Source organism: Teichococcus oryzae (assembly GCF_008386565.1).
Taxonomy (GTDB): Bacteria; Pseudomonadota; Alphaproteobacteria; order Acetobacterales; family Acetobacteraceae; genus Pseudoroseomonas; species Pseudoroseomonas oryzae.
On record NZ_VUKA01000011.1, the window covers coordinates 72,901 to 96,246 of the forward strand.

The following is a 23,346-nucleotide window of genomic DNA, read 5'->3' on the forward strand; positions in this document are numbered from 1 at the left end:
ATTATGCATGGATGGCCATGCGCCATCCATGCCGGAACCAAAGAAGCGGCCTCAGGACCGGGGCGCGGCCTGCAGCAGGCGGTTGAGCAACCGGCCGAATTGCAGGTTCGACACCGCGGTATCCGGCTGGTCGGTATCCACCCGGTGCACCACCACGGTTTCCAGGGTCGGCATAACAAGCACCTTGTGGCCACGCGTGCCGAAGGCGGCGTAGCTGCCCGGCGGGGTGAGCACGCCGGGGAACATAACCCCTGCCCGTTCCAGCCACCACATATACCCATAGGCGCCGCGATGGCCCGCTTCCGAATGCGGCGATGTGCTGAGACGCACCCAATCCTCCGGCACGACCTGCCGCCCTCCCGCCCGGCCGCCATCGAGGAACATCTGGCCAAACCGCGCCAGGTCGCGCGCCGTCATGCGGAAGGGGTAGGCGGGGTGCCGGGATTCCGGCAACGCCACATAGCTGCCATCCTGCCCGGCGCGGAAATCCTGCATGCCGCAGGGGCCCGCGATGCGCGCCGCGAAATCGGCGAAGATGTCCGCGCCCGTCACCCGCCGGAAGATGGTGCCCAGGGCGTTGAAGTCCCAGTTGTTGTAGCACCAGGTGGTGCCAGGCCCCGCGCTGTGGCGCTGCGGCTTGATCGACATCATCCAAGGCGATTCATAGCCGCTCGGGTGGTACACGCCGGAGCGGGCGCAGAGCAGGTCATACACCGTGGCCAGTTTCTCGCGCTCGGACAGGCCAAGCTTGTCGTCGATGCCGAGGCCTTCCAGCGTGGCATCGAGGTCGATCCTGCCTTCGGCCTCATGGATGCCGATCAGCGCGGACAGGATGCTTTTGCGGATGGAATGCGTGTTGAAGCGCGCGGCGACCCGTCCCGAGGACAGCAGGAGCCGGCCGCGCACCACCACCATCAATGCCGCGCTGTCCATTCCCGCGGCGAATGCCAGCGCATCCCGCAGTCGGGATGAAGACCAGCCGGCGGCTTCGGGGCTGTCCCAGCCGGGCCAGTCGCCGGGTTCGGCCTCACCCGGGGCGCCGGTAGGCAGGATGTTGCTCAGCAGATCGGTGGGCATGGCGTCCGGTTCTCCTTCACCCGGCCTGGCTTAAGCCCGGCCCGTGCTGCGCGCCAGGGCCCGCAGGCTCCTCCCGCCGCAACAATCGGGCCGATGGATGCCCGGCAAAGGGGAGACAGATGGCACATCTGTTGCTTACCATGCCGTGGATCGTCACCGGAGGGGGAACCAGGGACATGACATATCGACGCGGCCAAACATGGCGCCTTGCCCTGGCCTTGCTGGCGGGGTCTGCCCTGGGCGGCGCGGCGCAGGCGGCGACCCCGGGCAATGCGCTTGTCATGGCCTGGAACATCGATGCGATCAGCACCTTCGACCCGGCCCAGATCGGCGAAGTGGTGACCAGCGAACTGATCCAGAACACCTGCGACGCCCTGGTCAGCTTCGACCCCAAGGACGAAGCCAAGGTGGTGCCGGCCTTGGCCGAAGGCTGGGATGTCGCGGAGGATGGCCGGCAGATCACCTTCCGTCTGCGCGACAAGCTGGTGTTTCCCTCCGGCAACCCTGGCTCGGCCAAGGATCTGGCCTGGTCGATGCAGCGCGTGGTGCGGCTCGGCCTCGGCAATGCGGCGACATTGACGGAATACGGCTTCACCAAGGCCAATGTGGAGCAGATGATCAGCGCCCCCGATGACCGGACGTTGGTCCTGAAGCTGGACAAGCCCTATCCGACCAGCCTGATCCTGCAGGCCATTGCCGCCAATCGCGTGGCGACGATGCAGGACCGCAAGACCATCATGGCGCATGAGGTCAATGGCGACCTCGGCAACCGGTATCTCGCCACCAACACCGCCTGCATCGGTCCCTACCGGCTGCGGCAATGGAATTCCGGCGAGGCCGTGGTGCTGGAGGCCAATGAGAAATACTGGGGCGGCCAGCCAAAGTTGCGGCGCGTCATCATCCGCCACGTCGCCGAGGCCGGAACGCAGCGCCTGCTGCTGGAAAAAGGCGATGTGGACGTGGCGCGCGACCTGACGCCGGAAGACATGCAGGCCATCGAGAAGATGCCCGGCATCACCCTGGCGCGCACCCTGAAGCCGCAACTCGTCTACTGGGGCTTCAACAATGCCCATCCCGCCTTCGCCAATGAGAAGGTGCGGCTGGCGATGCGCTACCTCATTGACTACGAAGCCCTCGGCAAGACGGTGATGGCCTATAATGGCGTGCCGCGCGCCAGCTTCGTGCAGCTCGGCGCCTTTGGTGCGCTGGACGCCAAGGAAGGGCAGCCCTTCAGCCTCGACCTGGCCAAGGCGAAGCAATTGCTGGCCGAGGGGGGATACCCCGATGGCTTCGAGGCAAGCATGATCTTCTCCACCCTGCCCTATGCGGCGCCCATCGCGCAGCACATCCAGGCCAATGCCGCCAAGGTTGGCGTGCGCCTGCGGCTCGAGCAGATGGCGAATGCGCAGCTTTTCGCGCGGCATCGCGGGCGCGAGTTTGAGTCCGTCATCGCGGCCTGGCAGACCAGCGTGCCCGATGCCCAGGGCAATGCCGCGCGCCTGATCCTGAACCCGGACAATCGCGCTGAAGCGAAGCTGACGCAGTATCCATCATGGCGGCATTCCTTTGCGTCCGAGGCCGCCAACAGGATCGCCGCCGAGGCGCTGCTGGAGCGGGACGAGGACAGGCGCGTCGCCCTTTATAAGCAATTGCAGCGGGACATGATGCAAAGCGGGCCGACCGCGATCATGTTCCAGAGCGTGCATCTGGCAGGGGTCCGCAACACGGTCAAGAACTGGACTTGGCACGGGTTCGGAAGCTACTACGAACTGGCTTACAAGGAGTAACGCCTGCATGGCAGATGTGGCGGCGATTCCGGTCAGCCGGAGCGGGCGCGGCAGAGCCGCCGCGCTGCCCGGCCGGGTAAGCACAATGGTACGGCTGGTTGTCTCGATCGCCGTGACCCTGTTCGGCCTGATGGCACTGACGTTCTTTATTGGCCGCTTGCTGCCGCTGGACCCGGTTGCCGCCATTCTCGGCGACAATGCGAGCCAGGAAGCCTATGAGGCGATGCAACGGCAGCTGGGCCTCGACCAGCCGCTCCACATCCAGTTCCTGCGCTATGTGTACGACATCGTGCGGCTGGATTTCGGCACCGCGCTGATGACCGGAAAACCTGTGCTGGAGGATATCCGCCGGGTCTTCCCCGCCACGATCGAGCTCGCGACCGTGGGCATCGTGATCGGAACCGGACTGGGCATCCCGCTTGGCGTGCTCGCGGCGGCCTATCGCGACACCGCCATTGATTACTTCGTGCGGATCTTCGGCCTGCTGGGCTACTCGATGCCGAATTTCTGGCTGGGCCTGATGGGATTGGTGTTGTTCTATGCCACGCTCGGCTGGGTCGAGGGCCCCGGGCGCATCGACACGGCTTACCAATGGGATATCGAGCCGGTCACGGATCTTCTGTTGCTGGACACAGCGATGGCGGGCCAGTGGGACATCTTCTGGAACGCGTTCGGCCACATCATCCTGCCGGCGTCCATTCTCGGCTTCGGCGCGATGGCCTATATTAGCCGCATGACGCGGTCCTTCATGCTGGAGCAGCTGGCGCAGGAATATGTGATCGCCGCGCGGGTCAAGGGCCTTTCCTGGGGGCGCACGGTTTGGGTGCATGCCTTCCGCAATGTCGCCGTGCAGGTGGTCACCGTTGTGGCGCTCGCCTACGCCTTCCTGTTGGAAGGCGCGGTGCTGACGGAAACGGTGTTCGCCTGGCCCGGCTTCGGCCGGTATCTCACCAATGCGCTGCTCGGCGGCGACATGAACGCCGTGGTGGGATGCACGCTGGTGGTGGGCATCATCTTTGTCGGGCTGAACCTGCTGTCAGACCTGCTTTACCGCATCTTTGATCCGCGGACCCGCTGATGCCCGGCGCGACATCCCTGGGTGCGTGGCTGCGCGCGCCGGTTCCCAACTCGCCCTTCCAGGCACGGATGCAGGCATTCTGGCTGGGCTGGCGGCGGCTGCGCGGCAACCCGCCCGCCTTGGCCGGCGCCGTCATGCTGCTGCTGCTGATCGCGATCGCCCTCTTCGCGCCGCTGATCGCTACGCATGACATCTATGCGCAGGATCTTTCTTCCCGCCTGCAGCCTCCCTCGGCGGCACACTGGCTTGGCACCGATGATCTTGGGCGCGATATCTACAGCCGCCTTGTGTTCGGCGCCCGCATCACCCTCTACATCGCCTTTCTGGCCGCGCTGATCGCCGCGCCGCTCGGGCTCGTCATCGGCGCGACGGCCGGCTATCTCGGCGGCTGGACGGATACGGTGCTGATGCGGCTGGTGGACATCTTCCTGTCCTTCCCCAGCCTGATCCTGGCCCTTGCCTTCGTCGCGGCGCTTGGTCCCGGCATCGAGAACGCCATCATCGCCATCTCGCTCGCGGCCTGGCCGCCGATCGCGAGGCTGGCCAGGGCCGAAACGCTCACCGTGCGCAAATCCGACTACATCGCCGCCGTGCGGCTGCAGGGCGCATCGCGGATGCGGATCATCGTGCATCACGTCATGCCCATGTGCATTCCTTCCGTGGTGGTCCGCATCACGCTGAACATGGCGGCCATCATCCTGACGGCGGCCGGCCTCGGCTTCCTTGGCCTGGGCGCGCAGCCGCCAAGCCCCGAATGGGGCGCCATGCTGTCCACCGGACGGCAATTCGTGATGACCAGCTGGTGGATCGCCGCCATTCCCGGCACAGCCATCCTGCTGACCAGCCTGGCCTTCAACCTGTTCGGCGACGGACTCCGCGACGTGCTGGATCCGCGGCATGGCTGAACCATTGTTGAGCGTGCGGGACCTGCGCATCGCATTCCCTTCCCCCGCCGGGCTGGTCGAGGCGGTGCGCGGCGTGTCCTTCAATGTGGGGCGGGAGAAGCTCGGCATTGTCGGGGAAAGCGGTTCCGGCAAATCGATGACCGGGCGCGCCTTGCTGAAGCTCACTCCCAAGGCGGCGCAGGTAACGGCGGCGCGGCTCGATTTCGCCGGCATCGACCTGAATGCCGCTTCGGAGCGCCGGATGCGCGGCATTCGCGGCGGCCGCATCTCCATGATCATGCAGGACCCGAAATATTCGTTGAATCCGCTGATGCGCGTGGGCTCACAGATCGCGGAGGCATGCCGGCTGCATCAGCGGGTGGGCGCGCGCGAAGCCGCGGCCAAGTCCCTCGCCATGCTGGAAGCCGTCCATATCCGTGAGCCGAAGCGGGTGTTCGACCTTTACCCGCATGAGGTTTCGGGCGGCATGGGACAGCGCATCATGATCGCCATGATGCTGGTCACCGGCCCCGACCTGATCATCGCCGATGAGCCGACATCGGCACTGGATGTGACGGTGCGGCGCCAGGTGCTGTCGATCCTGGACGAGCTGGTGACGCAACAGGGCGCCGGGCTGATCTTCATCAGCCACGACCTCAACCTGGTTGCCGAATTCTGCGACCGGGTGCTGGTGATGTATGCCGGCCGGATCGTCGAGGAGTTGCATGCCCGCGACCTGCATGCTGCGCGTCATCCCTACACCCAGGCCCTGCTGCGCAGCCTGCCGCGCCTGGAGGCGCCCGTATCGCAGCTCGCGGTGCCGACGCGTGATCCCGCGTGGCGTGACGGACCCACCTATCGCCTGGAAGCATCGTCATGAAGATGGTCGCGCCGCCGGCGCTGGAAGTGGCCGGCCTGGACATCATCTTCGGCCATGGCGCCAAGGCCAATCATGCCGTTCAGGACGTGTCGTTCCGCGTCGAGAGCGGCGGCGCCTTCGGGCTGATCGGCGAATCCGGTTCCGGCAAATCCACCGTGCTCCGTGCCGTTTCCGGCCTCAACACCCATTATCATGGGGACATCCTGCTGCATCGGCAGGTTCTGCCGCCCGTGCGCGACAAGGGCTTCTTCCGCCGCACCCAGATGGTGTTCCAGGACCCGTATGCGTCGCTGCATCCGCGCAAGATGGTCAACCAAGTCCTGCTGGAACCCCTGATCATTCACAAGCTGGGCCGCCCGCAGCAGCGCGTGGACGAGGTGCTGGACGCCGTGGGCCTCGATCCCAGCTTCCGCTTCCGCTATCCGCATCAGCTGTCCGGCGGGCAGCGCCAGCGGGTGGCCATCGCCCGCTGCCTGATCCTGGAGCCGGAAATCCTTCTGCTGGATGAGCCGACCAGTGCGCTGGATGTGTCGGTGCAGGCGGAGATCCTGAATCTGCTGCACCGCCTGAGGTCGGAGCGCCGCCTGACCTATGTCATGGTGAGCCATGACCTCGCGGTTGTCGCCCATCTTTGCGAACGCATCGCCATCATGAATGGCGGAAAATTCGTCGAGGAGCTGAGCGTCGGGGATTTGCGGGCCGGCCGGGCCACGCAGCCCTATAGCCAGGCTCTTCTGGCCGCCACGCATTACCGGCCGGCCTCGCCGGAGGAAGTCACCGTCTGAGAAGGCCATGCGGGCAGATCTGGAACCTCGTGGATTGCCCCCTCTCTTATCCACAGCTTCATCCACCAATTCTGTGGATGAAAGCGGCCTCGCCGCCAGGATGCCTGCCTCCCGGCGCACCGGCGTGAGGAAGGGCGATGCCGCGACCGGTGTGCCGGTTTTGGGATGATGGCGGAGGCCGGCGGCGCGGAACTGGAGCGCATGGCTTGATCCGGCCCTGGCATCGGCCGCAATCTGGCGGCTTGGGCAAGCAGGACAGCCGGCCATGATGACCAGACGCCAGATCGAGCGGAGCGTGGCGCAGGGCCAGGGCGCCGAGGCGGCGGATCTCGTGCTGCGCGACGTCAGGCTGCTGGACCTTGTGACCGGCGCCCTGGAGCGGACGGATATCGCCATCTGCGGGAGCCGCGTCGTCGGCACCTATGGGCGATATGAGGGCGCCGAGATCCTGGACGGACAAGGGCGCATCGCGGTGCCCGGCTTCATCGACACGCATCTGCACGTGGAATCCTCCCTGATCTCGCCGCAGGAATTCGAACGCTGCGTGCTGCCGCACGGCGTCACCACGGCCATTTGCGATCCGCACGAAATGGCCAATGTGCTGGGCACGGAGGCCTTCGATTATTTTCTGGCCTCGGCCGGGAACATGGTGATGGATCTCCGCGTCAACCTGTCCTCCTGCGTGCCCGCGACCGATCTCGAAACAGCGGGGGCGCGGCTTTCGGCGGCCGACCTTCTTCCCTATGCCGGCCATCCCAAGGTGATCGGCCTGGCCGAGTTCATGAACTTCCCGGGCGTGCTGGCCAATGATCCGCACTGCCTGGACAAGCTGGAAGCCTTTGCCGGCCGCCACATCGACGGCCATGCCCCATTGCTGCGCGGCAAGGCGCTGAACGGCTATCTTTCCGCCGGGATTGCCACCGAGCATGAGGCGACAAGCGCGGAGGAGGCCCTGGAGAAGATCCGGAAGGGCGTCACCGTGCTGATCCGCGAGGGCTCCGTGTGCAAGGACCTGGCGGCGCTGGCGCCCCTGCTGACGCCCGCGGCATCATCCTTCCTGGCCTTCTGCACCGATGACCGGAATCCGCTGGAGATCGCGCATGAGGGGCATCTTGATTTCATGATCCGCAGCGCCATCGCACAGGGCGTGGAGCCGCTGGCGGCCTATCGCGCGGCCTCCCTCAGCGCGGCCCAGGCCTTCGGGCTCCGGGACAGGGGCATGATCGCGCCGGGCAGGCGGGCGGATATCGTGCTGCTGGATGATCTGGAACGCTGTGCCGTTGCGCAGGTGATGGTGGGCGGAAGGCCGGTGAACGAAGCGCTGTTCGCCGCGCGCAGCTTGGTTCCGGCCGTGGGCCTGGACAGCATGAAGGCGGCAAGGGTGCAAGGCGGCGACATGGCCGTGCGGGGCGGGGCCGAGCAGCCGGTGATCGGCGTCATTCCCGGCAAGATCATCACCGACCACCTGAACCTCACCCTGCCTTGCCGCGCCGGCGAGGTTCTCGCCGATCCGGCCCAGGATGTTTGCAAGGTCTGCGTCGTCGCGCGGCATGGCAGGAACAACAACATCGGCCGCGGCTTCGTACGGGGCTTCGGCATGACGCGGGGAGCGATCGCGTCCTCGGTCGGTCATGACAGCCACAACATCTGCGTCGTGGGGCAGAACGATGACGACATGGCGCTGGCCGTCAACCGGCTCGGCGCCATCGGCGGCGGCTTCGCCGTGGTCGCGGAGGGAGCGGTCCTCGCCGAGCTTCCCTTGCCGATCGCCGGCTTGATGAGCGACCGCTCCTTCGAGGAGGTGGCCGACGGGCTGCAGGATCTTCGCGATGCGGCGCTGGCCCTTGGCAGCGCGCTCGCGGACCCCTTCCTTCAGCTGGCTTTCCTGCCATTGCCGGTGATACCCCATCTGAAGATCACCGACCGCGGCATGCTGGATGTGGACCGCATGGCCCTCCTGCCGAATCCTGGCGGTGCCCCGGGTTTCGGGGCCGGCGCCACTCCGCTCCTGTAGGGCAATAGGGGCGCGGGCATCATGTGATGCGAATGGAGGAATGAACGGCGTGAAGCCTGCCCTGATCGCCCTGGACTGGGGAACGTCGAGCCTCCGGGGCTTCCTGATGGATGCCGCGGGACGGGTGCTGGAACAGCGCGGCAGCAGGCAGGGCATCACCAACCTGCCCGAGCCGGGCCCGGCCGGATTCGAGGCCGCCTTTGAGGCACTCTGCGGCGCCTGGCTCGAGCAGTGGCAGGAACTGCCGGTGGTGGCCGGCGGCATGGTCGGCAGTGCCCAGGGCTGGCGCGAGGCACCCTATGCGCCATGTCCCGCCGATGCGCGCCGGCTTGCGGCCGCAGCGGTGGAGGTGGTGACGCGGCGGGGCGTGCGAGTCCTGATCGCGCCCGGCGTCCTGTCCAGGCCTCCCGGCGCCGCGCCGGACGTGATGCGTGGCGAGGAGATCCAGATCGCCGGCGCCCTGATCCTGCATCCCGAACTGTCCGTCCGCAGTCTGTTCCTGATGCCGGGGACGCATTCCAAATGGGTCGAGGTGCGGGAAGGCTGCATCATCGGCTTCCGCACCTACATGACCGGCGAGTTGTTTGCCGTGCTCAGCCGCCACTCACTGCTGGGCCGGCTGATGACCGACCCAGCCGCCGCGCCGGATCAGGCGGAGGCCGGCTTCGCGCGCGGCGTCGCCATGGCGCAGGAGGCCCGGGCCGGCGATCTGGCGCACCGGATTTTTGCCGCCCGGACACTGGGCCTGACCGGGGAAGTGCCTGGTTCTGCGCTGCAGGATTTCCTGTCCGGCCTGCTGATCGGGCAGGAGGTGATTTCCGCACTGGATGGTGCCGCCGATGGCGCGCGCCTGGCGCTGATCGGGGAAGAAGGCCTGTGCCGCCGCTATGCCGGCGTCCTGCAGGCCCTGGGCCATGCTGCCTTTCTGCAACTGGGCAACACGGCGCCGCCCGGGCTGTTTCATTTCGCGGTCGAGGCGGGACTGCTCGCCCCGCCACAGGAGTTTCCCCGATGACTTCGTCTTCCCATGCGCCACGGCTCGAAGCCGCCTTCGCCCGCTTGCCGCTGGTGGCCATTCTGCGCGGCCTGCCGCCCGGCGATGCGGAACCGATCGCTTCGGCGCTGTACGAGGCCGGGTTCCGGCTGATCGAGGTGCCGCTGAACTCGCCGGAGCCTTTCCAAAGCATCGCCGCCATCCGGCGCCTGTTGCCGCAGGATGCGCTTGTGGGCGCCGGCACGGTGCTGCGTCCGGAGGATGTGGACCGCCTCGCCGCCATCGGTGCCGAGCTGGTGGTCATGCCGCATGCCGATGCCGCCGTGATCCGGGCGGCCGCGCAGGCGGGGCTGCTTTGCGTGCCCGGTGTCGCGACGCCAACCGAGGCATTCGCTGCACTGGCGGCCGGCGCCGCTGCGCTGAAGATCTTTCCGGCCGAGATGGTGGGGCCGCCGGTGGTCAAGGCGCTTCTCGCCGTGCTGCCGCGCGGCACGCGGCTGCTGCCGGTGGGCGGCATCGCGCCGGACGGCATGGCACCATTCCGGGCGGCGGGCGCCGCTGGCTTCGGCCTGGGCTCCGCCCTCTACAAGCCTGGCATGTCGGCCATGGAAGTGGCCGGGCGCGCCCGCGACTTCACGGCCGCCTGGGCTGCCCTGTCGCAAGGCTGATCCCTGCCCCGCAAGGCTTTGGCCACGGCCCGACTCATTCCGGCGGAGAGGTTGGAGCAGCGGAGGGCGGCACCTCCTGCTGGCCTTCCTGCCGGTCGCGATGCAGCGCCGCCCGCCCGACCAGCATCAGCGTCACCGGGGTGGTGATCACCACAAGGATGCCGATCAGCACCTCATGCACCACCAGCCGCGACTGTTGCACGGAAAAGAACAGGATCGAGGCCAGCAAGGTGCAGGCGATGCCGAAGGAGGTGCCCAGGGTGGGCGCATGCAGCCGCTCATAGAAGCTTTTCAGCCGGATCAGCCCAAGCGAGCCGATCAGCGTCAGCACCGCCCCGGCCAGCACCAGCAGCGCGACCGGAATGGCCACAAACAACGGAAGGTCGGCGGCATGGCTCATTCGATCACTTCCCCACGCATCAGGAACTTGGCCAGCGCCGCAGTGCTGACAAAGCCCAGCAGCGCGATGACCAGCGCCGCCTCGAAATAAAGGGCGGTGCCTGAGCGCATACCGAAGGTCAGCAACAGCATCATGCCGTTGACGTAGAGCGTATCCAGGCCAATGACGCGGTCCTGCGCGCGCGGGCCGCGCAGCACCCGCCAGGCGGCGCAGAACATCGCCAGACCCAGAAGGATCTGCGCGGCCAGCAGTGACCAGGACAGCAGGGCTTCCGTCATGGAAAGATCTCCATCAGCGGCTTCTCGTACCGGTTCTGGATGATGTGGGCCCAGCTATCCTGGTCGGGCAGGTCAAGCACATGCAACAGCAGCCAGCCTTCCTCCGGGTCGAACTCGATCCAGGCCGTGCCGGGCGCCGCCGTCAGAATGCAGGCCAGGATGGCCAGAGCCTGCGGATTGCGAAGCCGCAGCTGAACATGCACAAAGCTGGAATAATGGCTCTTCTGCCGGCTCAGGATCACCCTGGCCACGGCGAGGTTGGACCGGGCAATGTCAACCAGCACAACGCCTGTGAGGCGCAGCACGGCCCGAGCCGGGCCCAGGCGGGGCCGGCCCGGCCGCAACAAGGCCAGCGCCCAGCCACCGAGCAGCGCCAGCACCGCCCCCACCAGCGCGGGACCGGGTGAAACAGTCTGGTTCATCAGCAGCCACATGATGAACAGGGCGGCCGAAACAACGGGATGGGGCAGGATCCGGCTCATGGCGCGCGCCCGATAACCTGCATCATGTAGCCCTGCGGGGCATGCAGCTCAGCGGCCGTGGCCTGCATGTAGCGCATCACCGGCCCCGCCGCCGCCGTCATGGCAAGGCAGGTGGCCAGCAGCAGGATCACCGGGGCGATCTCGATGATTCCGACCCGCGGCACGGTCCGGCCCGTGGTGGCCCAAAGGCTGCGGATGCCGGCGCGCGTCATCGCCAGCACGGTCGCGAAGCCCGACAGCACCAGCGCGGCCAGCAGTGCCCAGCCGGCCGTGGAAACCTCCACCGGTCCTTCCCCCAGCCCGGCCGGATTGAGGATGCCGGTCAGCATGGCGAATTTGGCGATGAAACCGGAAAGCGGCGGCAGCCCGGCCAGCACAAGGGCACAGCACAGGAAGCAGAGTCCCAGCACCGCCATGGTGGCGGGGATCGCCACGCCGATCTCGTCATCCAGCTGGTCATCGTCATCCTCGCCATCGCCGAAGGCTTCCAGGGTCACGGCCAGAACGTCGGCGCCAACATCGCGCTCCCGCTCGATCAGCTCGATCAACAGGAACAGGGCGCCAATGCCGAGTGCCGAGCTGGCCAGGTAGAACAGGGCTCCACCGGTGACAGGCAACTGTCCCGCCCCCACCGCCGCCAGCAGCGTGCCGGAGGAGATAAGCACGCTGGCACCGGCCAGCCGCGCCAGATCCTGGGTGGCCAGCACCGAAACGGCGCCGAAAGCGATGGTGACGATGCCTCCGGCCAGCAGCCAGTCGCCACCGAAGCCTTCCGAAATCCCCGCCTCCGCGCCGAACAGAAGCAGCCACAGCCGCATCACGGCATAGATGCCGACCTTGCTCATCATGGAGAAGATGGCCGCCGCTGGCGGGCTGACCACGGAATAGGTCGGCGCCAGCCAGAAGCCGACCGGCCACATGGCCGCCTTCACCAGGAAGGCCATGCCGAGGATCGCCGCCCCGGCCTCCAGGATCGACCGGTTCTCCGCCGGCACCGCCGCGATCCGCTCGGCGAGGTCGGCCATGTTCAGCGTTCCGGCGACACCATAGATCATGGAAACGCCGATCAGGAACAGAAGGGAGGCCGCCAGGTTGATGGCGATGTAGTGCAGCCCCGCCTTGACGCGCGCGACCCCGGAGCCGTGCAGCGCCAGGCCATAGGAGGCCGCCAGCAGGACCTCGAAGAAGACGAACAGGTTGAACAGGTCGCCGGTCAGGAAGGCGCCGTTCAGGCCCATCAGCTGGAACTGGAACAGGGCGTGGAAGTGCACCCCCATCCGCTGCCAGCGCGTGAGCGAGAACACCAGGGCGGCGAGCCCCAGCAGCGCCGTCACCAGCAGCATCAATGCCGCCAGCCGGTCGGCCACCAGCACGATGCCGAAGCTCGCGGGCCAGTCGCCCAGCCGGTACACGGTGACAACGCCGGCGCCGCCATCGGCATGCGCCTGGACGGCGAGGGAAATGGCGATCGCCAGCAGCAGCAGGGTGGAGCCGATGCCGATGGTGGCGCGGAGGCGCGACCGCTTCTCCTCCAGCGGGATCATCGCGGCGCCCGCCAGCAGCGGCAGCAGGATCGGCAGGATGGCCAGATGTTGCATCAACCCGCTCACCGGTCGCGCGCCCGGCCATCCACATGGTCGCCGCCGGTCAGGCCGCGGGCCGCCATCATCACCACCAGGAACAGGGCGGTGGTGGCGAAGCCGATCACGATGGCGGTCAGCACCAGCGCCTGCGGCAGCGGATCGGCGAACACCGCCGGGTCGCCCATGGTGCCGGGCTCCAGCACCGGCGGGCGGCCGACGGGGAAGCGGCCCATGCTGAAGATGAACAGGTTGACGGCATAGGACAGCAGCGACAGGCCGATGATGACCTGGAAGGTGCGCGGCCGCATCAGCAGCCATACGCCGGAGCCGCCGAGCACGCCGATGGCGAGGGCAAGGATCAGTTCCATCAATCGTCTCCGGCGGCCATGGCGGGAAGGCTGGGGGACACAACGGGTGGAGGCGCGGCGCGCTGGCTGCGCACCGACTGGTGCGCAATGGCGATGAGCATCAGCACCGTGGCACCGAAGACCAGGCAGAAGACGCCGAGGTCGAACAGCATCGCGCTGGCCATCGGCAGCTTCCCCAGCCAGCCAAGATCGGCATAGGCGAAGTAGGAGGTCAGGAAGGGCCGCCCCACCACCATGGCGCCAAGGCCGGTTCCGGCGGCCAGAAGCAGCCCGCCGCCCATCCAGCGCAGCGGGCGGACCCGCAGATGGTCCTCCACCCAGCGCGTGCCGGCCACCATGTATTGCAGCAGGATGGCCACGGACATCATCAGGCCGGCCGCGAAGCCGCCGCCCGGCAGGTCATGGCCGCGCAGCAGCAGGAAGATGGAAACCACGCCGATCACCGGAAACATCAGCCGCATCAGCACGCCCGGGGCCAGCAGCCAGGCGCCGGCATCGCCCTGCTGCTGCTCCGGCACGCCGATGCTCTCGGCCGCGGGGCGGAAGCGGCGCAGCAAGGCATAAACCGTCAGCGCCACGATGCCGAGAACGGCGATCTCGCCCATCGTGTCGAAGCCGCGGAAATCCACCAGGATCACGTTCACCACATTGGTTCCGCCGCCTTCCGTATAGGCCCGCTCCAGGAAATGACGGGAAATGCCGTCGGGTGAGACGCGGGTCATGGTGGCGTAGGACAGGGCAGTCAGCCCGGCGCCGGCAGCTACCGCGACGCCCAGGTCGCGCAGGCGCCGCGCCCGTGCCTTGAAGCTGCCCGAGCCACGCTCCTCCATGCGCTTCGGCAGCCAGCGCAGGCCCAGCAGCAGCAGAACGGTGGTCACGACCTCCACCATGAGCTGCGTCAATGCCAAGTCCGGCGCGGAGAACCAGACAAAGGTCATGCAGGTGACCAGGCCCGCGCCGCCCAGCAGGATCAGCGCCGCCAGACGATGGTATTTCGCTTGGTAGGCGGCCCCGATGGCGCAGCCGCCGCCAACGATCCAGATCAGCGCCACCACCGGGTCGATGCTGGTCAGGGCCACCTCGCCGGGGGAAAGGCCATAAGGAAGCAGGGCCAGGGTGGCGGCGAGAATGGTCACGCACACCATCAGGCGCAGCTGCATCTGCAGCCGGCTGGTGCCCATCAGCCGTTCCAGCGTGCGGGCGAAGCGCCAGGACAGGAACACCATCGCCTGATCGAAGATGCGTCGACCATCGAGGCCGCGCAGCAAGGGCGTGCCCTCGACACCGCTCCTCAGATGGGGCTGCAGCAGATGGTAGAGCAGCACGCCGCCGGCCAGGGCGAACAGGCTCATCACCAGCGGCAGGTTGAAGCCGTGCCACACCGCCAGGCTGTATTCCGGCGTCGCGTCGCCCAGCACCGAGCGCACGGCGACATCGAGATAGGGGCCGATCGTCGCCGCGGGCAGCACGCCCACCACCATGCAGCCCAACACCAGGATCTCGACCGGCACGCGCATCCATTGCGGTGGCTCATGCGGCTTGCGCGGCAGGTCGTCGGTCGGCGGGCCGAAGAAGGCGCCATGGATGAAGCGGAGCGAATAGGTCACGGCGAAGATGCCGGCCACGGTGGCCACCAGCGGCAGCATGCTGTGCATCAGGGTCGGGGCGCTGGCGGCGGTCAGCGCCTCTGTGAAGAACATTTCCTTGGAGATGAAGCCGTTGAGCAGCGGCACGCCGGCCATGGCCGCCGCCGCCACAAGGGCGAGGCGCGCGGTGAAGGGCATGCTTTCGTTGAGGCCGCTGAGGCGCCGGATGTCGCGCGTGCCCGTTTCATGGTCGATGATGCCGGCGGCCATGAACAGCGACGCCTTGAAGGTGGCGTGGTTCATGGTGTGGAAGATGGCCGCCACCATCGCCAACGGGCTGCTCAGGCTGAGCAGCAAGGTGATCAGCCCGAGATGGCTGATGGTGGAGTAGGCCAGCAATCCCTTCAGGTCATGCTGGAAGATGGCAACATAGGCGCCCACCAGCAGCGTGATCATCCCTGAGGCGCCCAGGATCCAGAACCACGCCTCCGTGCCCGCCATCACCGGCCACAGCCGCGCCATCAGGAAGATTCCGGCCTTCACCAGCGTCGCCGAATGAAGATAAGCGGAAACCGGCGTCGGCGCCGCCATCGCCTGCGGCAGCCAGAAATGGAAAGGGAACTGGGCACTTTTCGTCAGGGCGCCCATCAGGATCAGGATCAGCGTCGGCAGGTAGAGGGAATGCGAACGGATGACATCCCCCGAGGCCAGCACCCGCTCCAGATCATAGGAACCGACGATGTGGCCGAGCAGCAGCATGCCCGCCAGCAATGCGAGCCCGCCCGCCGAGGTGACGGTCAACGCCATGCGCGCGCCGTCCCGCGCCGACGCCGAATGCTGCCAATAACCGATCAACAGGAAAGAGAAGAGGCTGGTCAGTTCCCAGAAGAAAACGAGCTGGATCAGGTTGCCCGACAGCACCAACCCCATCATCGAGCCCATGAAAGCCAACAGAAAGGCGAAGAACCGCGGGATCGGATCTTCCTGCGACATGTAGTAGCGGGCGTAGAGCACCACCAGGAAGCCGATGCCAGCGATCATCACGGCGAAGACGGAGGCGAAGCCGTCCATCCGCAGGATCAGATTGAGGCCAAGTTCCGGCACCCAGGGAATTTCGAAGCGCGGCACGGCGCCATTGGCGATGGAGGCGTAGCAGAGCCACACCATGCACAGCGACAACAGCGCAACGCCGCCGGCCAGCCAGGCTTCCAGGTGGCGGGCATTGTTCGGCAACAGCGCGGCAATGGCGGCACCCAGATAGGGAAGAAGGATCGCGGCCGAGAGGTAAAGGGCGTCAGGCATCAGGCGCCGTGCTCTCCGTCAGGTCGTGAAGGGGCCGCACCCCGGCGGGGCGCTCGCGTGTGTCAGAACTCTTCGGGCTCGTCATTGTCCTGATTGGCGCCCTGCAACAGCGCCAGCGCCTCGCTGGCGGAAGCGGCCTTGCGGAGCCGGCGCGGAAGCTGGCTGCCACGGAGGGAGCGGCAGATATCCGACAAGGCGGGCAGGAAGCCTTCCGAGGTTTCCTCCGGCCAAAGCACCAGAAAGACCAGGTCGACCCTTTCCCCGTCCCGCGCCTCGAATTCGATGGGGGTTTCCAGGCGGGCCAGGATGGCCAGGGGCTGCTCCAGCCCTGCCATCCGCGCATGCGGCAGGGCGATGCCCCGGCCCAGCGCGGTGGAGCCGAGTTTCTCCCGCCCTTGCAACGCTTCCAGGATATCCTTGCCGGGATGGTTGAGGCGCTCAGCCGCTTCCGTGGCCAGCATTTCGAGCAGCTCGGCCTTGTCCGCCGGATGAAGCCTGAGAACGCCTTCCTCGCGTGGAAACAGGTCCGCTAGTGCCATCTGCTCCTCCAACCATTTGCTCCGGGCACGCCTTGCTCAGGGCGCAGCGTCCCCGATGATCGCCATGCCTGCCCTGTCCGGGATGCGAGCACAACGCCGGAAGAGGCGCTTTGGAGGCACCGCGGCGCCTGCCGGGCCATTTCCGGACCACGGGGTATATATTTTAATATTTCCTGCTTTCCAACACTGCGGAAGGAAATTAACGGACTTCCTGGACACTGATCCTGGCCCGAACCAGAAAGATTGTTTCGGATGTAATGGCTCGGAGATTGGGCAAAACATCGTACAAATCGCCCTTGTCAAAGGCCTGTTCTTCTTCTTTTGGCTGACAAGTCGATCAAAGCCGCCTTCTTGCGCCACATTGCTGGCTTCAGGCTTCCGAAGCATTTGTCGCGCCCAGAACCTGAAGCGGTTCCATGATGCAAGGAAGCTCACACCGGCAAGAAGCGAGCTGACGATGGCTCCTGGGCCGCGCCTTCAGGCGGTGGAGGCGGACATTCCGCCTCCGCCCCTGTCAGCGGGATGGCGCTTCCGCCGCGTGCCAGCGATACAGCGCACGCGCCAGGGCATCGAGCAGGAAGCCCAGAAGCCCGATCAGCACAACGACGCCCATCAGCTCGGAATAAGCCAGCCGGTCGCGTGTATCGAGCACCAGATAGCCAAGGCCCCCGGAAACGCCCAGCATCTCGGCCGGTACCAGCACGATCCAGAGGATGCCAATGGCCAGACGCGTGCCGGTCAGGACCGGTGCCAGGATGCCGGGCAGGATGATGCGGCTGAGGGTTTCCCACCGCGTCGCCGCGAGGCTACGGGCCAGCAGCAGCCAGCGCCGGTCCAGCCGCCGCACGCCTTCGGCGGTGCTGAGCAGCACCGGCCACACCGCCGCGAAGGCCAGCAGGAAATAGATGGGCGCATCGCCGACGCCGAACAGCATCACCGCCAGCGGCATCCAGGACAGGGGCGAGATCATCCGCAGGAACTGGAAGGCGGGGGAGGTCGCGGCCTCCACCACCCGCAGGCCGCCGACCGCCAGCCCCAGCGGCACGCCCACCAGCAATGCCGCGCCCAGCCCCACCAGGACGCGCTTCAGGCTGAGCCAGACATGCAGGAACAGGTCGCCATGCCGCGTCAGCTCCACCAGGCTGCCCAGCGCCGCACCGGGCGCGAAGCGGCGGGCGAAGCCATCCGGCTCGGCCAGCGGGCCTGTGCCCAGCCACCACAAGGCCAGCAGCAGCAGCAGGCCGGCGGCCCCCAGCGCGCCACGCTGCCAGCCGAAGCCCCCGGCGGCAGGCCGCGCCCCCAGGTGGGCGGCCAGGGAAGGCGGGCTGGTGGTGATGCTCATGCCGAAACCACCTCGCTGCGGGTAAAGCTGTCGGGGATGCCGAACATGCCAGGCCCGCCGGCGGATGCGATGGCGGCCCGCACGAAGCGGTCATCCACCAGTTCCCGCGCGGCCCGGGCCGGGTCCAGCGCGTCGAGGAAGGCGCGGTTGCCCTCGATGAGCGTGTGCTTCAGCAGCCGCACCAGTTCCTCCGTGTAGGAAGGAAAGGGATAGGGCTGGAAGTCGATGCGCCGATTGCTCCATTCCGCGTGCCGGATGGCGCCCGAGGCCAGATAGGTGGCGCGGTCGGCCTCGGCGGGGGCCAGCACCTTGGCCAGCACGGCGGCCGGATGCGGCGTGTAGCGGTTGGGGTTCTCGCGGGACAGGATCTGCGCCGTTTCGGCGCGGTTGTCGCGGATCCAGGCCTGTGCCTTGACCACCGCGTTGACCACCTTCTGCGACCATTCGGGGCGGCGCTGCAAATCGCTTTCCTGCATCGCCACCACGCAGCAGGCGTGGTCGCGCCACACATCGCCGGTGAAGCGCAGGACCTTGCCGACGCCCTGCGCCTCGGCGGCGGCGTTGAAGGGCTCGGCCACGATGTATCCGGCGATGCGCTTCGTGGCGAGGGCGGGCACCATGTCGGCCGGCGGCATCACCACCAGCGCCACCTCGTCCGCCGCCGGCGCCGCGCCGCCGCGCGTCACCACGGGCTTCAGCCCATTGGCCCGCAGCAGGGCGCCCAGCACCACGTTGTGGATGGAATACCAGAACGGAATGGCCACGGTCTGGCCGCCCAGCGCGCGCACATCCTGGATCCCGGGCTGCACCGTCAGCCCCGAGCCGTCGAGATGGTTCCACGCCACGACCTTCAGCGGCGCCTGGCCGCCGAAACGGGCCCAGATGGTCATCGGCGAAAGCAGATGCACCACATCCACCTGGCCGGACAGAAAGGCCTCGATCACCTGCGCCCAGGAGCGCAGCAGCACCGGCTTCTCCGCGCGCAGCCCCTCGGCCTCGAACATGCCGCGCGCATGGGCCACCAGCAGCGGCGTGGCGTCGGTGATGGGCAGGTAGCCGATGCGGACGGGGGCATCCGGCCCGGGTTGCGCGCGGGCGGCACGGGCCCGCAGCAACGGCGCCGCGCCGGCGGCTGTGAACAGGCCGGCCAGGCGCAAGGTGTCGCGGCGGGAGAAGAACTCGCTGTCCATGGGGACGGCTCCGTCAGTGGCGGCGCAAGGTGGCGTGCAGGGCCTGCAGGATCTCGACGCGTAGCGCGCCCAGTTCCGCCAGCAGGTCGTGGCGGGGATGCGGCAGGTCGATGCGCCAGTCCCCGACCAGTCCGGCGGGGCTGCCGCCGAGCAGAACCACGCGGTGCGCCAGAAGCAGCGCCTCGTCGATGTCGTGGGTGATCAGCAGGGTGGCCGGGCGGCGCTCCGCCACCACCTGCAGCAGCAGGCGCTGCATCTCGGCCCGTGTCACCTCGTCCAGCGCGCCGAAGGGCTCGTCCAGCAGCAGCACCTCGGGCCGCCGTGCCAGACAGCGCGCCAGCCCCGCCCGGCTGGCCATGCCGCCGGAAAGCTGGGCCGGATGCAGTTGCCGCGCATGGCGCAACCCGACCGCGGCGATGGCATCATCCACCCGCGCCTGCCGCTCCGCCGGTGACAGCGCCGGCTGATGGCGGAAATCCAGCCCAAAGCCGACATTCTTTTCCAAGGTCAGCCATGGCAGCAGCGCCGGGTCCTGAAAGGCCAGCGCGATCCGGGGATGGGTGCCGCTGAGCGGGGCGCCATGGATGCGGATCTCGCCGCCGCTGGGGGTTTCCAGCCCGGCCAGCGTCCGCAACAGGCTGGACTTGCCGACGCCGCTCGGGCCCAGCAGCGCGACGACCTCCCCCGGATGCAGGTCGATGTCGAAACCGGCCAGCACCGGCTGCGCCGCCCCGGGGAAGCGCAGCGTCAGGTGACGGGCGGAGAAGCTGGCGCTCATGCGGCGCAGCCGGCGACAGCTTCGGGCCGCGCCGCCAGGACCGCCTTCAACTGCACGAGGCTCGGCGTGATCACCGGGATAAAAGCGGCTTCCCGCCAGCGCCGGGCGAAATCCTCGCCCTGCGGCTGGAGATAGGCGCGGCCGCCGGATGCCTGCAACTCCAGCCCCACCGCTTCGGCGACGATGTCGGCGAGGCGGATGCGCAACTCGAAAAGCGGCGCGGGCCGGGCCTGGAAATGCAGCGCCCGCAAGCCGTCGCGCAGCGCCTTCTCCTCGGCGGCAAGGCGGGCGGACAATTCTCCGAGCGGCAGGCGCAGCACCTCCCGCGCGGCACCGCCCCGTTCCGTCGCCTCCTGCAACGCCCGCCGCGCCAGGCCAATGGACATGCCGCATTGCAGGCCCAGAAACGCCGGGCGCACCTGGGGCAGCCACAGGCCCGCCTGGGGATGGATGATGTCGTCCGGCGAAAGCTTCACGCCATGCAGGTCGATGGCGGCGGTGTTGGTGCCGCGCAGGCCCAGCAGCGACAAATCCTCAGTGCGGCGCAATCCGGGCGCATCGGATGGCAGGGACGCGACCATGGCCCCGCTTCCATCCGCATGCGCGATGGCGGCGGCGACGTGGAAGCCCTGCGGCCGCAGATTGGTCACCCACGGCATCCGGCCATCCAGGCTGTATCCCGCCCCTTGCGGGGCGGCCGTGATCTGCAGCGCTTCCAGCCCCGCCAGGAACTTCATGGCGTTGGAAAGGCCGGTTGCGCCGGCCAGGGCGCCGGTCAGGAGATCCGGCAGCAGCCGCGACCGCAGCCCTTCATTCGGGCTTTGCAACAGGAACTCGATATAGGTCCGTTGGCTCCAGAACACGAAGCCGGCGGCCAGGGACCTGCTGGAAATGGCGGCAATGGCCTCCACCGCCTCGGCGACCTCGCCGCCCTGCCCGCCCCAGGCCGCGGGAACGCCGATGCCGAACAAGCCCGCCGCGGCGAGCCGGGGCAGCAGCGAGGCAGGGTCCGCCCGGCCATCATCAAGGCCGGCCGCATTGCCGTCCAGCCATTCGTTGAGGGCGCTTCCGATCGGGACAGGCATGTCGAGGGCCTTTATTCCGCAGCGACGCTGGCCGGGCCGTCCCAGCGGAATGCCTCAAGCTGCGGGTTCAGCGGTGGCTGGCCGAGATTGTTCGCGAAGTTGCACAAGGTCGCCAGGCTGACGCCCAGCACCACTTCCAGCGCCTGCTGGTCGTTGAAGCCGGCGGATTTGAAGGCGGCGAGATCGGCATCGGCCACTTGGCCACGCATCGCGATCACGGCGCTGGTGAAGGCCGCCACGGCTGCGAGGCGTGCATCGCCCACCGGCTGCCGCTGCCGCAGCGCCTCGATGGTGTCGGCATCCAGGCCGGCCTTCTTGGTGGCGATGGCGGTGTGCCCGGCAACGCAGAAGCCGCAGCCATGGGTGGCGGCCGCCGTGATCTGCACCACTTCACGCTCCGCCAGGGTGAGGCTTGCCCGCGCATTGATGCCGGAAACGGTCAGATAGGTTTCCAGCGCGACCGGTGCATTGGCCAGCACGCGCAACAGGTTCGGCAGGAAGCCATTGTTCTTCTCGGCGGCGGCCAGGGTCGGCCTGGCCTCGGCCGGGGCATCGTCATGCGAGCGGAGCGGCAAGCGAGACATGGCGCAAACTCCTCGGAAAAATCACCACCAGAAACGCGGCTCATCCATTTGCACGTTTTCCTGGCGCATTTTTGGTCCGGCTGATCTAACGTCCTGCCGGCCCATCGGCAAGTTTCTTCTTTTTCGCTGGATCTGCGCCATTCAATAATAATTTAGCAAATCAGATCGTGATTGAGGCTTTGCCAGGAAGTCTCGCTCTTGAGCATGGCAGTCGGCCTGCGTGACGGTACCGCGTCCCGCTATTGATGATTTTCACGATTTCGTTGGGAAGAATTGGGCCTCCTTGGCGGTGTTACGCTTCAGTGGCCAAGCCGGCGCCTTGCCCTGTGCTTCCCTTGCCCGCAGGCGGCGCGACTTCAGCGTGGCGATCGCCGCGATGGTATCGGCCAGGGCTTCAGGCGTGCGATCCGGCTTCCGCCAGCACGGCCTCGATGGCGTCCACAACCGCATCGGGATGGCTGTGATGCAGCATGTGCCCGCCGCCGGGGAACAGGCGCAGCCTGCTGCCGGGGAGGGCGTGGTGCAGCCGCACCGCATGGCGCCTGGCGGCCACCATGCGGTCTGCGAGCCCGGCCAGGATCATGACCGGCATGTTCAATGCTTCCTCCCGCCCCACCAGCCGGGCGGCATCGGCGTGCATGCAGGCCGTTTCGGCGGCGCTGGCTCCCAGGGCCGAGGGACGCAAGGACAGCGGCCAGGGAAAGGCGTGGCGGAAGCGCGGCGGCACGGCTTGCGGGGCGAAGATCCGGCGAACAAGGCACCCTCCCAGCAGATGCGCCAGGGGCGGCAGCACGGTATGGCGCAGCAGCTTCCCGAGCCCCGGCAAGGCGGGGATCGACGCCATGGCGGCATCCAGGCGCCGCTCGGGCCGCACATACCCAGACAGAAGAACCAGCGCACCGGTTCCCTCCGGTGCCTGCAGGGCCATGTGCAGCGCCACGAGCGCGCCCCAGGAATGTCCCACCAGAACCGGCCGGGACAGGCCGAGGCGCCCGAGGGCCTCCCACAACAACGCCGCCTGATGCGGCGCATCCCAGCACATCCGGGAGGGCCGGCCGCTATGGCCGAAGCCTGGCCGGTCAAAGGCCAGGACATGATGCCGCCGCGCCAGTCGTTCCATCACCCCGCTGATGGCGAAGTCCTCGGCCATCGCGCCATTGCCGTGCAGCAGCACGATGCTTCGCGTGCCGCCGCCCTGCTCCAGCACATGCAGCGGTACGCCATGAACCTTAAGAACATGTCCTCGGGGCGGCCAATTCCGCTCCGCCCGCCGCGCCGCACGCGCATTCGCCCATGCCAGAAGCCCCAGCGCGGCACCGCACGCGCCTAGCATTTGGAAGGTCCGCATCCGGCCCGCGGAGGGTGGGCCGATTTCCGGGAGGCCCGGATGGCGCAGGTGCTCCCCGGCCGGGCGTGCTTCCATCCGCCGCATGGCATCCCGCATTCCGCCGCTCCTTCCGCTTTTCCGCCACTCAGACATGAACGGCGGGACGCGGAAATGTTGCGGCGCCTTGTTGGGCGCTGCGGGGTCAGCCGTCCCGGAACTGTTCCGGCGAGGTCACGCCCAGTTCCTGCCCCTTCGCGTCGAAAGCGGCCTCGTAAACCAGGGCCAGCCGGGTCTTGGGCGTGCCGTCGGCATAATGCTCTCCGCTGGCCTCGGCC

Annotated in this window: 22 protein-coding genes; 8 read left to right on the forward strand and 14 right to left on the reverse strand. The window is 67.6% G+C overall.

Annotated features, from left to right (window positions below; translation table 11 throughout):
* Positions 1-51 precede the first annotated feature (51 nt).
* The gene (locus F0Q34_RS16750) at positions 52-1,077 is read right to left on the reverse strand and encodes a serine hydrolase domain-containing protein (protein WP_149813390.1); all 1,026 of its coding nucleotides are present in this window, start codon (positions 1,075-1,077) and stop codon (positions 52-54) included.
* A gap of 176 nt (positions 1,078-1,253) precedes the next feature.
* Here F0Q34_RS16750 and F0Q34_RS16755 point away from each other — a divergent pair, with 176 nt between their 5' ends.
* The 8 genes from F0Q34_RS16755 to F0Q34_RS16790 all read left to right on the forward strand — a co-directional run bounded on the left by F0Q34_RS16755 (position 1,254) and on the right by F0Q34_RS16790 (position 10,167).
* Positions 1,254-2,864, forward strand: coding sequence for an ABC transporter substrate-binding protein (locus F0Q34_RS16755; protein ID WP_149813391.1), 1,611 nt, complete (start codon positions 1,254-1,256; stop codon positions 2,862-2,864).
* An 85-nt stretch (positions 2,865-2,949) separates the two neighbouring features.
* Entirely contained in the window at positions 2,950-3,942 is a 993-nt protein-coding gene (locus F0Q34_RS16760) for an ABC transporter permease (protein ID WP_241665543.1), read from the forward strand.
* Complete coding sequence (nikC, locus tag F0Q34_RS16765; protein ID WP_149813393.1) at positions 3,942-4,847, forward strand: nickel transporter permease; 906 nt, start codon at positions 3,942-3,944, stop codon at positions 4,845-4,847. The genes F0Q34_RS16760 and nikC overlap by 1 nt, the downstream gene beginning before the upstream one ends.
* A complete protein-coding gene (locus F0Q34_RS16770) occupies positions 4,840-5,706 on the forward strand; it encodes an ABC transporter ATP-binding protein (RefSeq protein ID WP_149813394.1) in 867 nt (288 codons plus the stop codon). Before nikC ends, F0Q34_RS16770 begins: the two co-directional genes overlap by 8 nt.
* Entirely contained in the window at positions 5,703-6,491 is a 789-nt protein-coding gene (locus F0Q34_RS16775) for an ABC transporter ATP-binding protein (RefSeq protein ID WP_149813395.1), read from the forward strand. The genes F0Q34_RS16770 and F0Q34_RS16775 overlap by 4 nt, the downstream gene beginning before the upstream one ends.
* A 265-nt stretch (positions 6,492-6,756) precedes the next feature.
* The gene (ade, locus tag F0Q34_RS16780; protein ID WP_241665544.1) at positions 6,757-8,505 is read left to right on the forward strand and encodes an adenine deaminase; all 1,749 of its coding nucleotides are present in this window, start codon (positions 6,757-6,759) and stop codon (positions 8,503-8,505) included.
* A 40-nt stretch (positions 8,506-8,545) separates the two neighbouring features.
* Positions 8,546-9,520 (forward strand): 2-dehydro-3-deoxygalactonokinase, encoded by a 975-nt coding sequence (locus tag F0Q34_RS16785; protein WP_149813396.1) that lies wholly within the window; start codon positions 8,546-8,548, stop codon positions 9,518-9,520.
* Positions 9,517-10,167 carry a 2-dehydro-3-deoxy-6-phosphogalactonate aldolase gene (locus tag F0Q34_RS16790; protein WP_149813397.1) on the forward strand — a complete coding sequence of 217 codons (651 nt, stop codon included), beginning with the start codon at positions 9,517-9,519 and terminating at the stop codon, positions 10,165-10,167. The genes F0Q34_RS16785 and F0Q34_RS16790 overlap by 4 nt, the downstream gene beginning before the upstream one ends.
* A 34-nt stretch (positions 10,168-10,201) precedes the next feature.
* Here F0Q34_RS16790 and mnhG read toward each other — a convergent pair whose 3' ends face one another.
* The 13 genes from mnhG to F0Q34_RS16855 form a co-directional block, all read right to left on the reverse strand.
* Positions 10,202-10,567, reverse strand: coding sequence for a monovalent cation/H(+) antiporter subunit G (gene mnhG / locus F0Q34_RS16795; protein WP_149813398.1), 366 nt, complete (start codon positions 10,565-10,567; stop codon positions 10,202-10,204).
* Positions 10,564-10,845 carry a K+/H+ antiporter subunit F gene (locus F0Q34_RS16800; RefSeq protein ID WP_149813399.1) on the reverse strand — a complete coding sequence of 94 codons (282 nt, stop codon included), beginning with the start codon at positions 10,843-10,845 and terminating at the stop codon, positions 10,564-10,566. The genes mnhG and F0Q34_RS16800 overlap by 4 nt, the downstream gene beginning before the upstream one ends.
* The gene (locus tag F0Q34_RS16805; RefSeq protein WP_149813400.1) at positions 10,842-11,327 is read right to left on the reverse strand and encodes a Na+/H+ antiporter subunit E; all 486 of its coding nucleotides are present in this window, start codon (positions 11,325-11,327) and stop codon (positions 10,842-10,844) included. The genes F0Q34_RS16800 and F0Q34_RS16805 overlap by 4 nt, the downstream gene beginning before the upstream one ends.
* Positions 11,324-12,925 carry a monovalent cation/H+ antiporter subunit D gene (locus tag F0Q34_RS16810; protein ID WP_149813401.1) on the reverse strand — a complete coding sequence of 534 codons (1,602 nt, stop codon included), beginning with the start codon at positions 12,923-12,925 and terminating at the stop codon, positions 11,324-11,326. The genes F0Q34_RS16805 and F0Q34_RS16810 overlap by 4 nt, the downstream gene beginning before the upstream one ends.
* Before the next feature lie 8 nt (positions 12,926-12,933).
* Positions 12,934-13,278, reverse strand: a complete 345-nt coding sequence (locus F0Q34_RS16815) for a Na+/H+ antiporter subunit C (protein WP_149813402.1) — start codon at positions 13,276-13,278, stop codon at positions 12,934-12,936.
* Positions 13,278-16,166 carry a monovalent cation/H+ antiporter subunit A gene (locus tag F0Q34_RS16820; protein ID WP_149813403.1) on the reverse strand — a complete coding sequence of 963 codons (2,889 nt, stop codon included), beginning with the start codon at positions 16,164-16,166 and terminating at the stop codon, positions 13,278-13,280. Before F0Q34_RS16820 ends, F0Q34_RS16815 begins: the two co-directional genes overlap by 1 nt.
* 62 nt (positions 16,167-16,228) lie before the next feature.
* Positions 16,229-16,705 carry a PTS sugar transporter subunit IIA gene (locus F0Q34_RS16825; protein WP_149813404.1) on the reverse strand — a complete coding sequence of 159 codons (477 nt, stop codon included), beginning with the start codon at positions 16,703-16,705 and terminating at the stop codon, positions 16,229-16,231.
* A 514-nt stretch (positions 16,706-17,219) separates the two neighbouring features.
* Positions 17,220-18,047: an ABC transporter permease gene (locus tag F0Q34_RS16830; protein WP_149813405.1), complete on the reverse strand. Its 828-nt coding sequence runs from the start codon at positions 18,045-18,047 to the stop codon at positions 17,220-17,222.
* Complete coding sequence (locus F0Q34_RS16835) at positions 18,044-19,237, reverse strand: ABC transporter substrate-binding protein (RefSeq protein ID WP_149813406.1); 1,194 nt, start codon at positions 19,235-19,237, stop codon at positions 18,044-18,046. The genes F0Q34_RS16830 and F0Q34_RS16835 overlap by 4 nt, the downstream gene beginning before the upstream one ends.
* Positions 19,238-19,250: 13 nt before the next feature.
* The gene (locus tag F0Q34_RS16840; protein WP_149813407.1) at positions 19,251-20,015 is read right to left on the reverse strand and encodes an ABC transporter ATP-binding protein; all 765 of its coding nucleotides are present in this window, start codon (positions 20,013-20,015) and stop codon (positions 19,251-19,253) included.
* Positions 20,012-21,100: an acyl-CoA dehydrogenase family protein gene (locus F0Q34_RS16845; protein WP_149813408.1), complete on the reverse strand. Its 1,089-nt coding sequence runs from the start codon at positions 21,098-21,100 to the stop codon at positions 20,012-20,014. The genes F0Q34_RS16840 and F0Q34_RS16845 overlap by 4 nt, the downstream gene beginning before the upstream one ends.
* A gap of 11 nt (positions 21,101-21,111) precedes the next feature.
* Positions 21,112-21,684: a carboxymuconolactone decarboxylase family protein gene (locus tag F0Q34_RS16850; protein ID WP_149813409.1), complete on the reverse strand. Its 573-nt coding sequence runs from the start codon at positions 21,682-21,684 to the stop codon at positions 21,112-21,114.
* A 394-nt stretch (positions 21,685-22,078) separates the two neighbouring features.
* Entirely contained in the window at positions 22,079-22,891 is an 813-nt protein-coding gene (locus tag F0Q34_RS16855) for an alpha/beta fold hydrolase (RefSeq protein ID WP_161600919.1), read from the reverse strand.
* Positions 22,892-23,346: the final 455 nt, after the last annotated feature.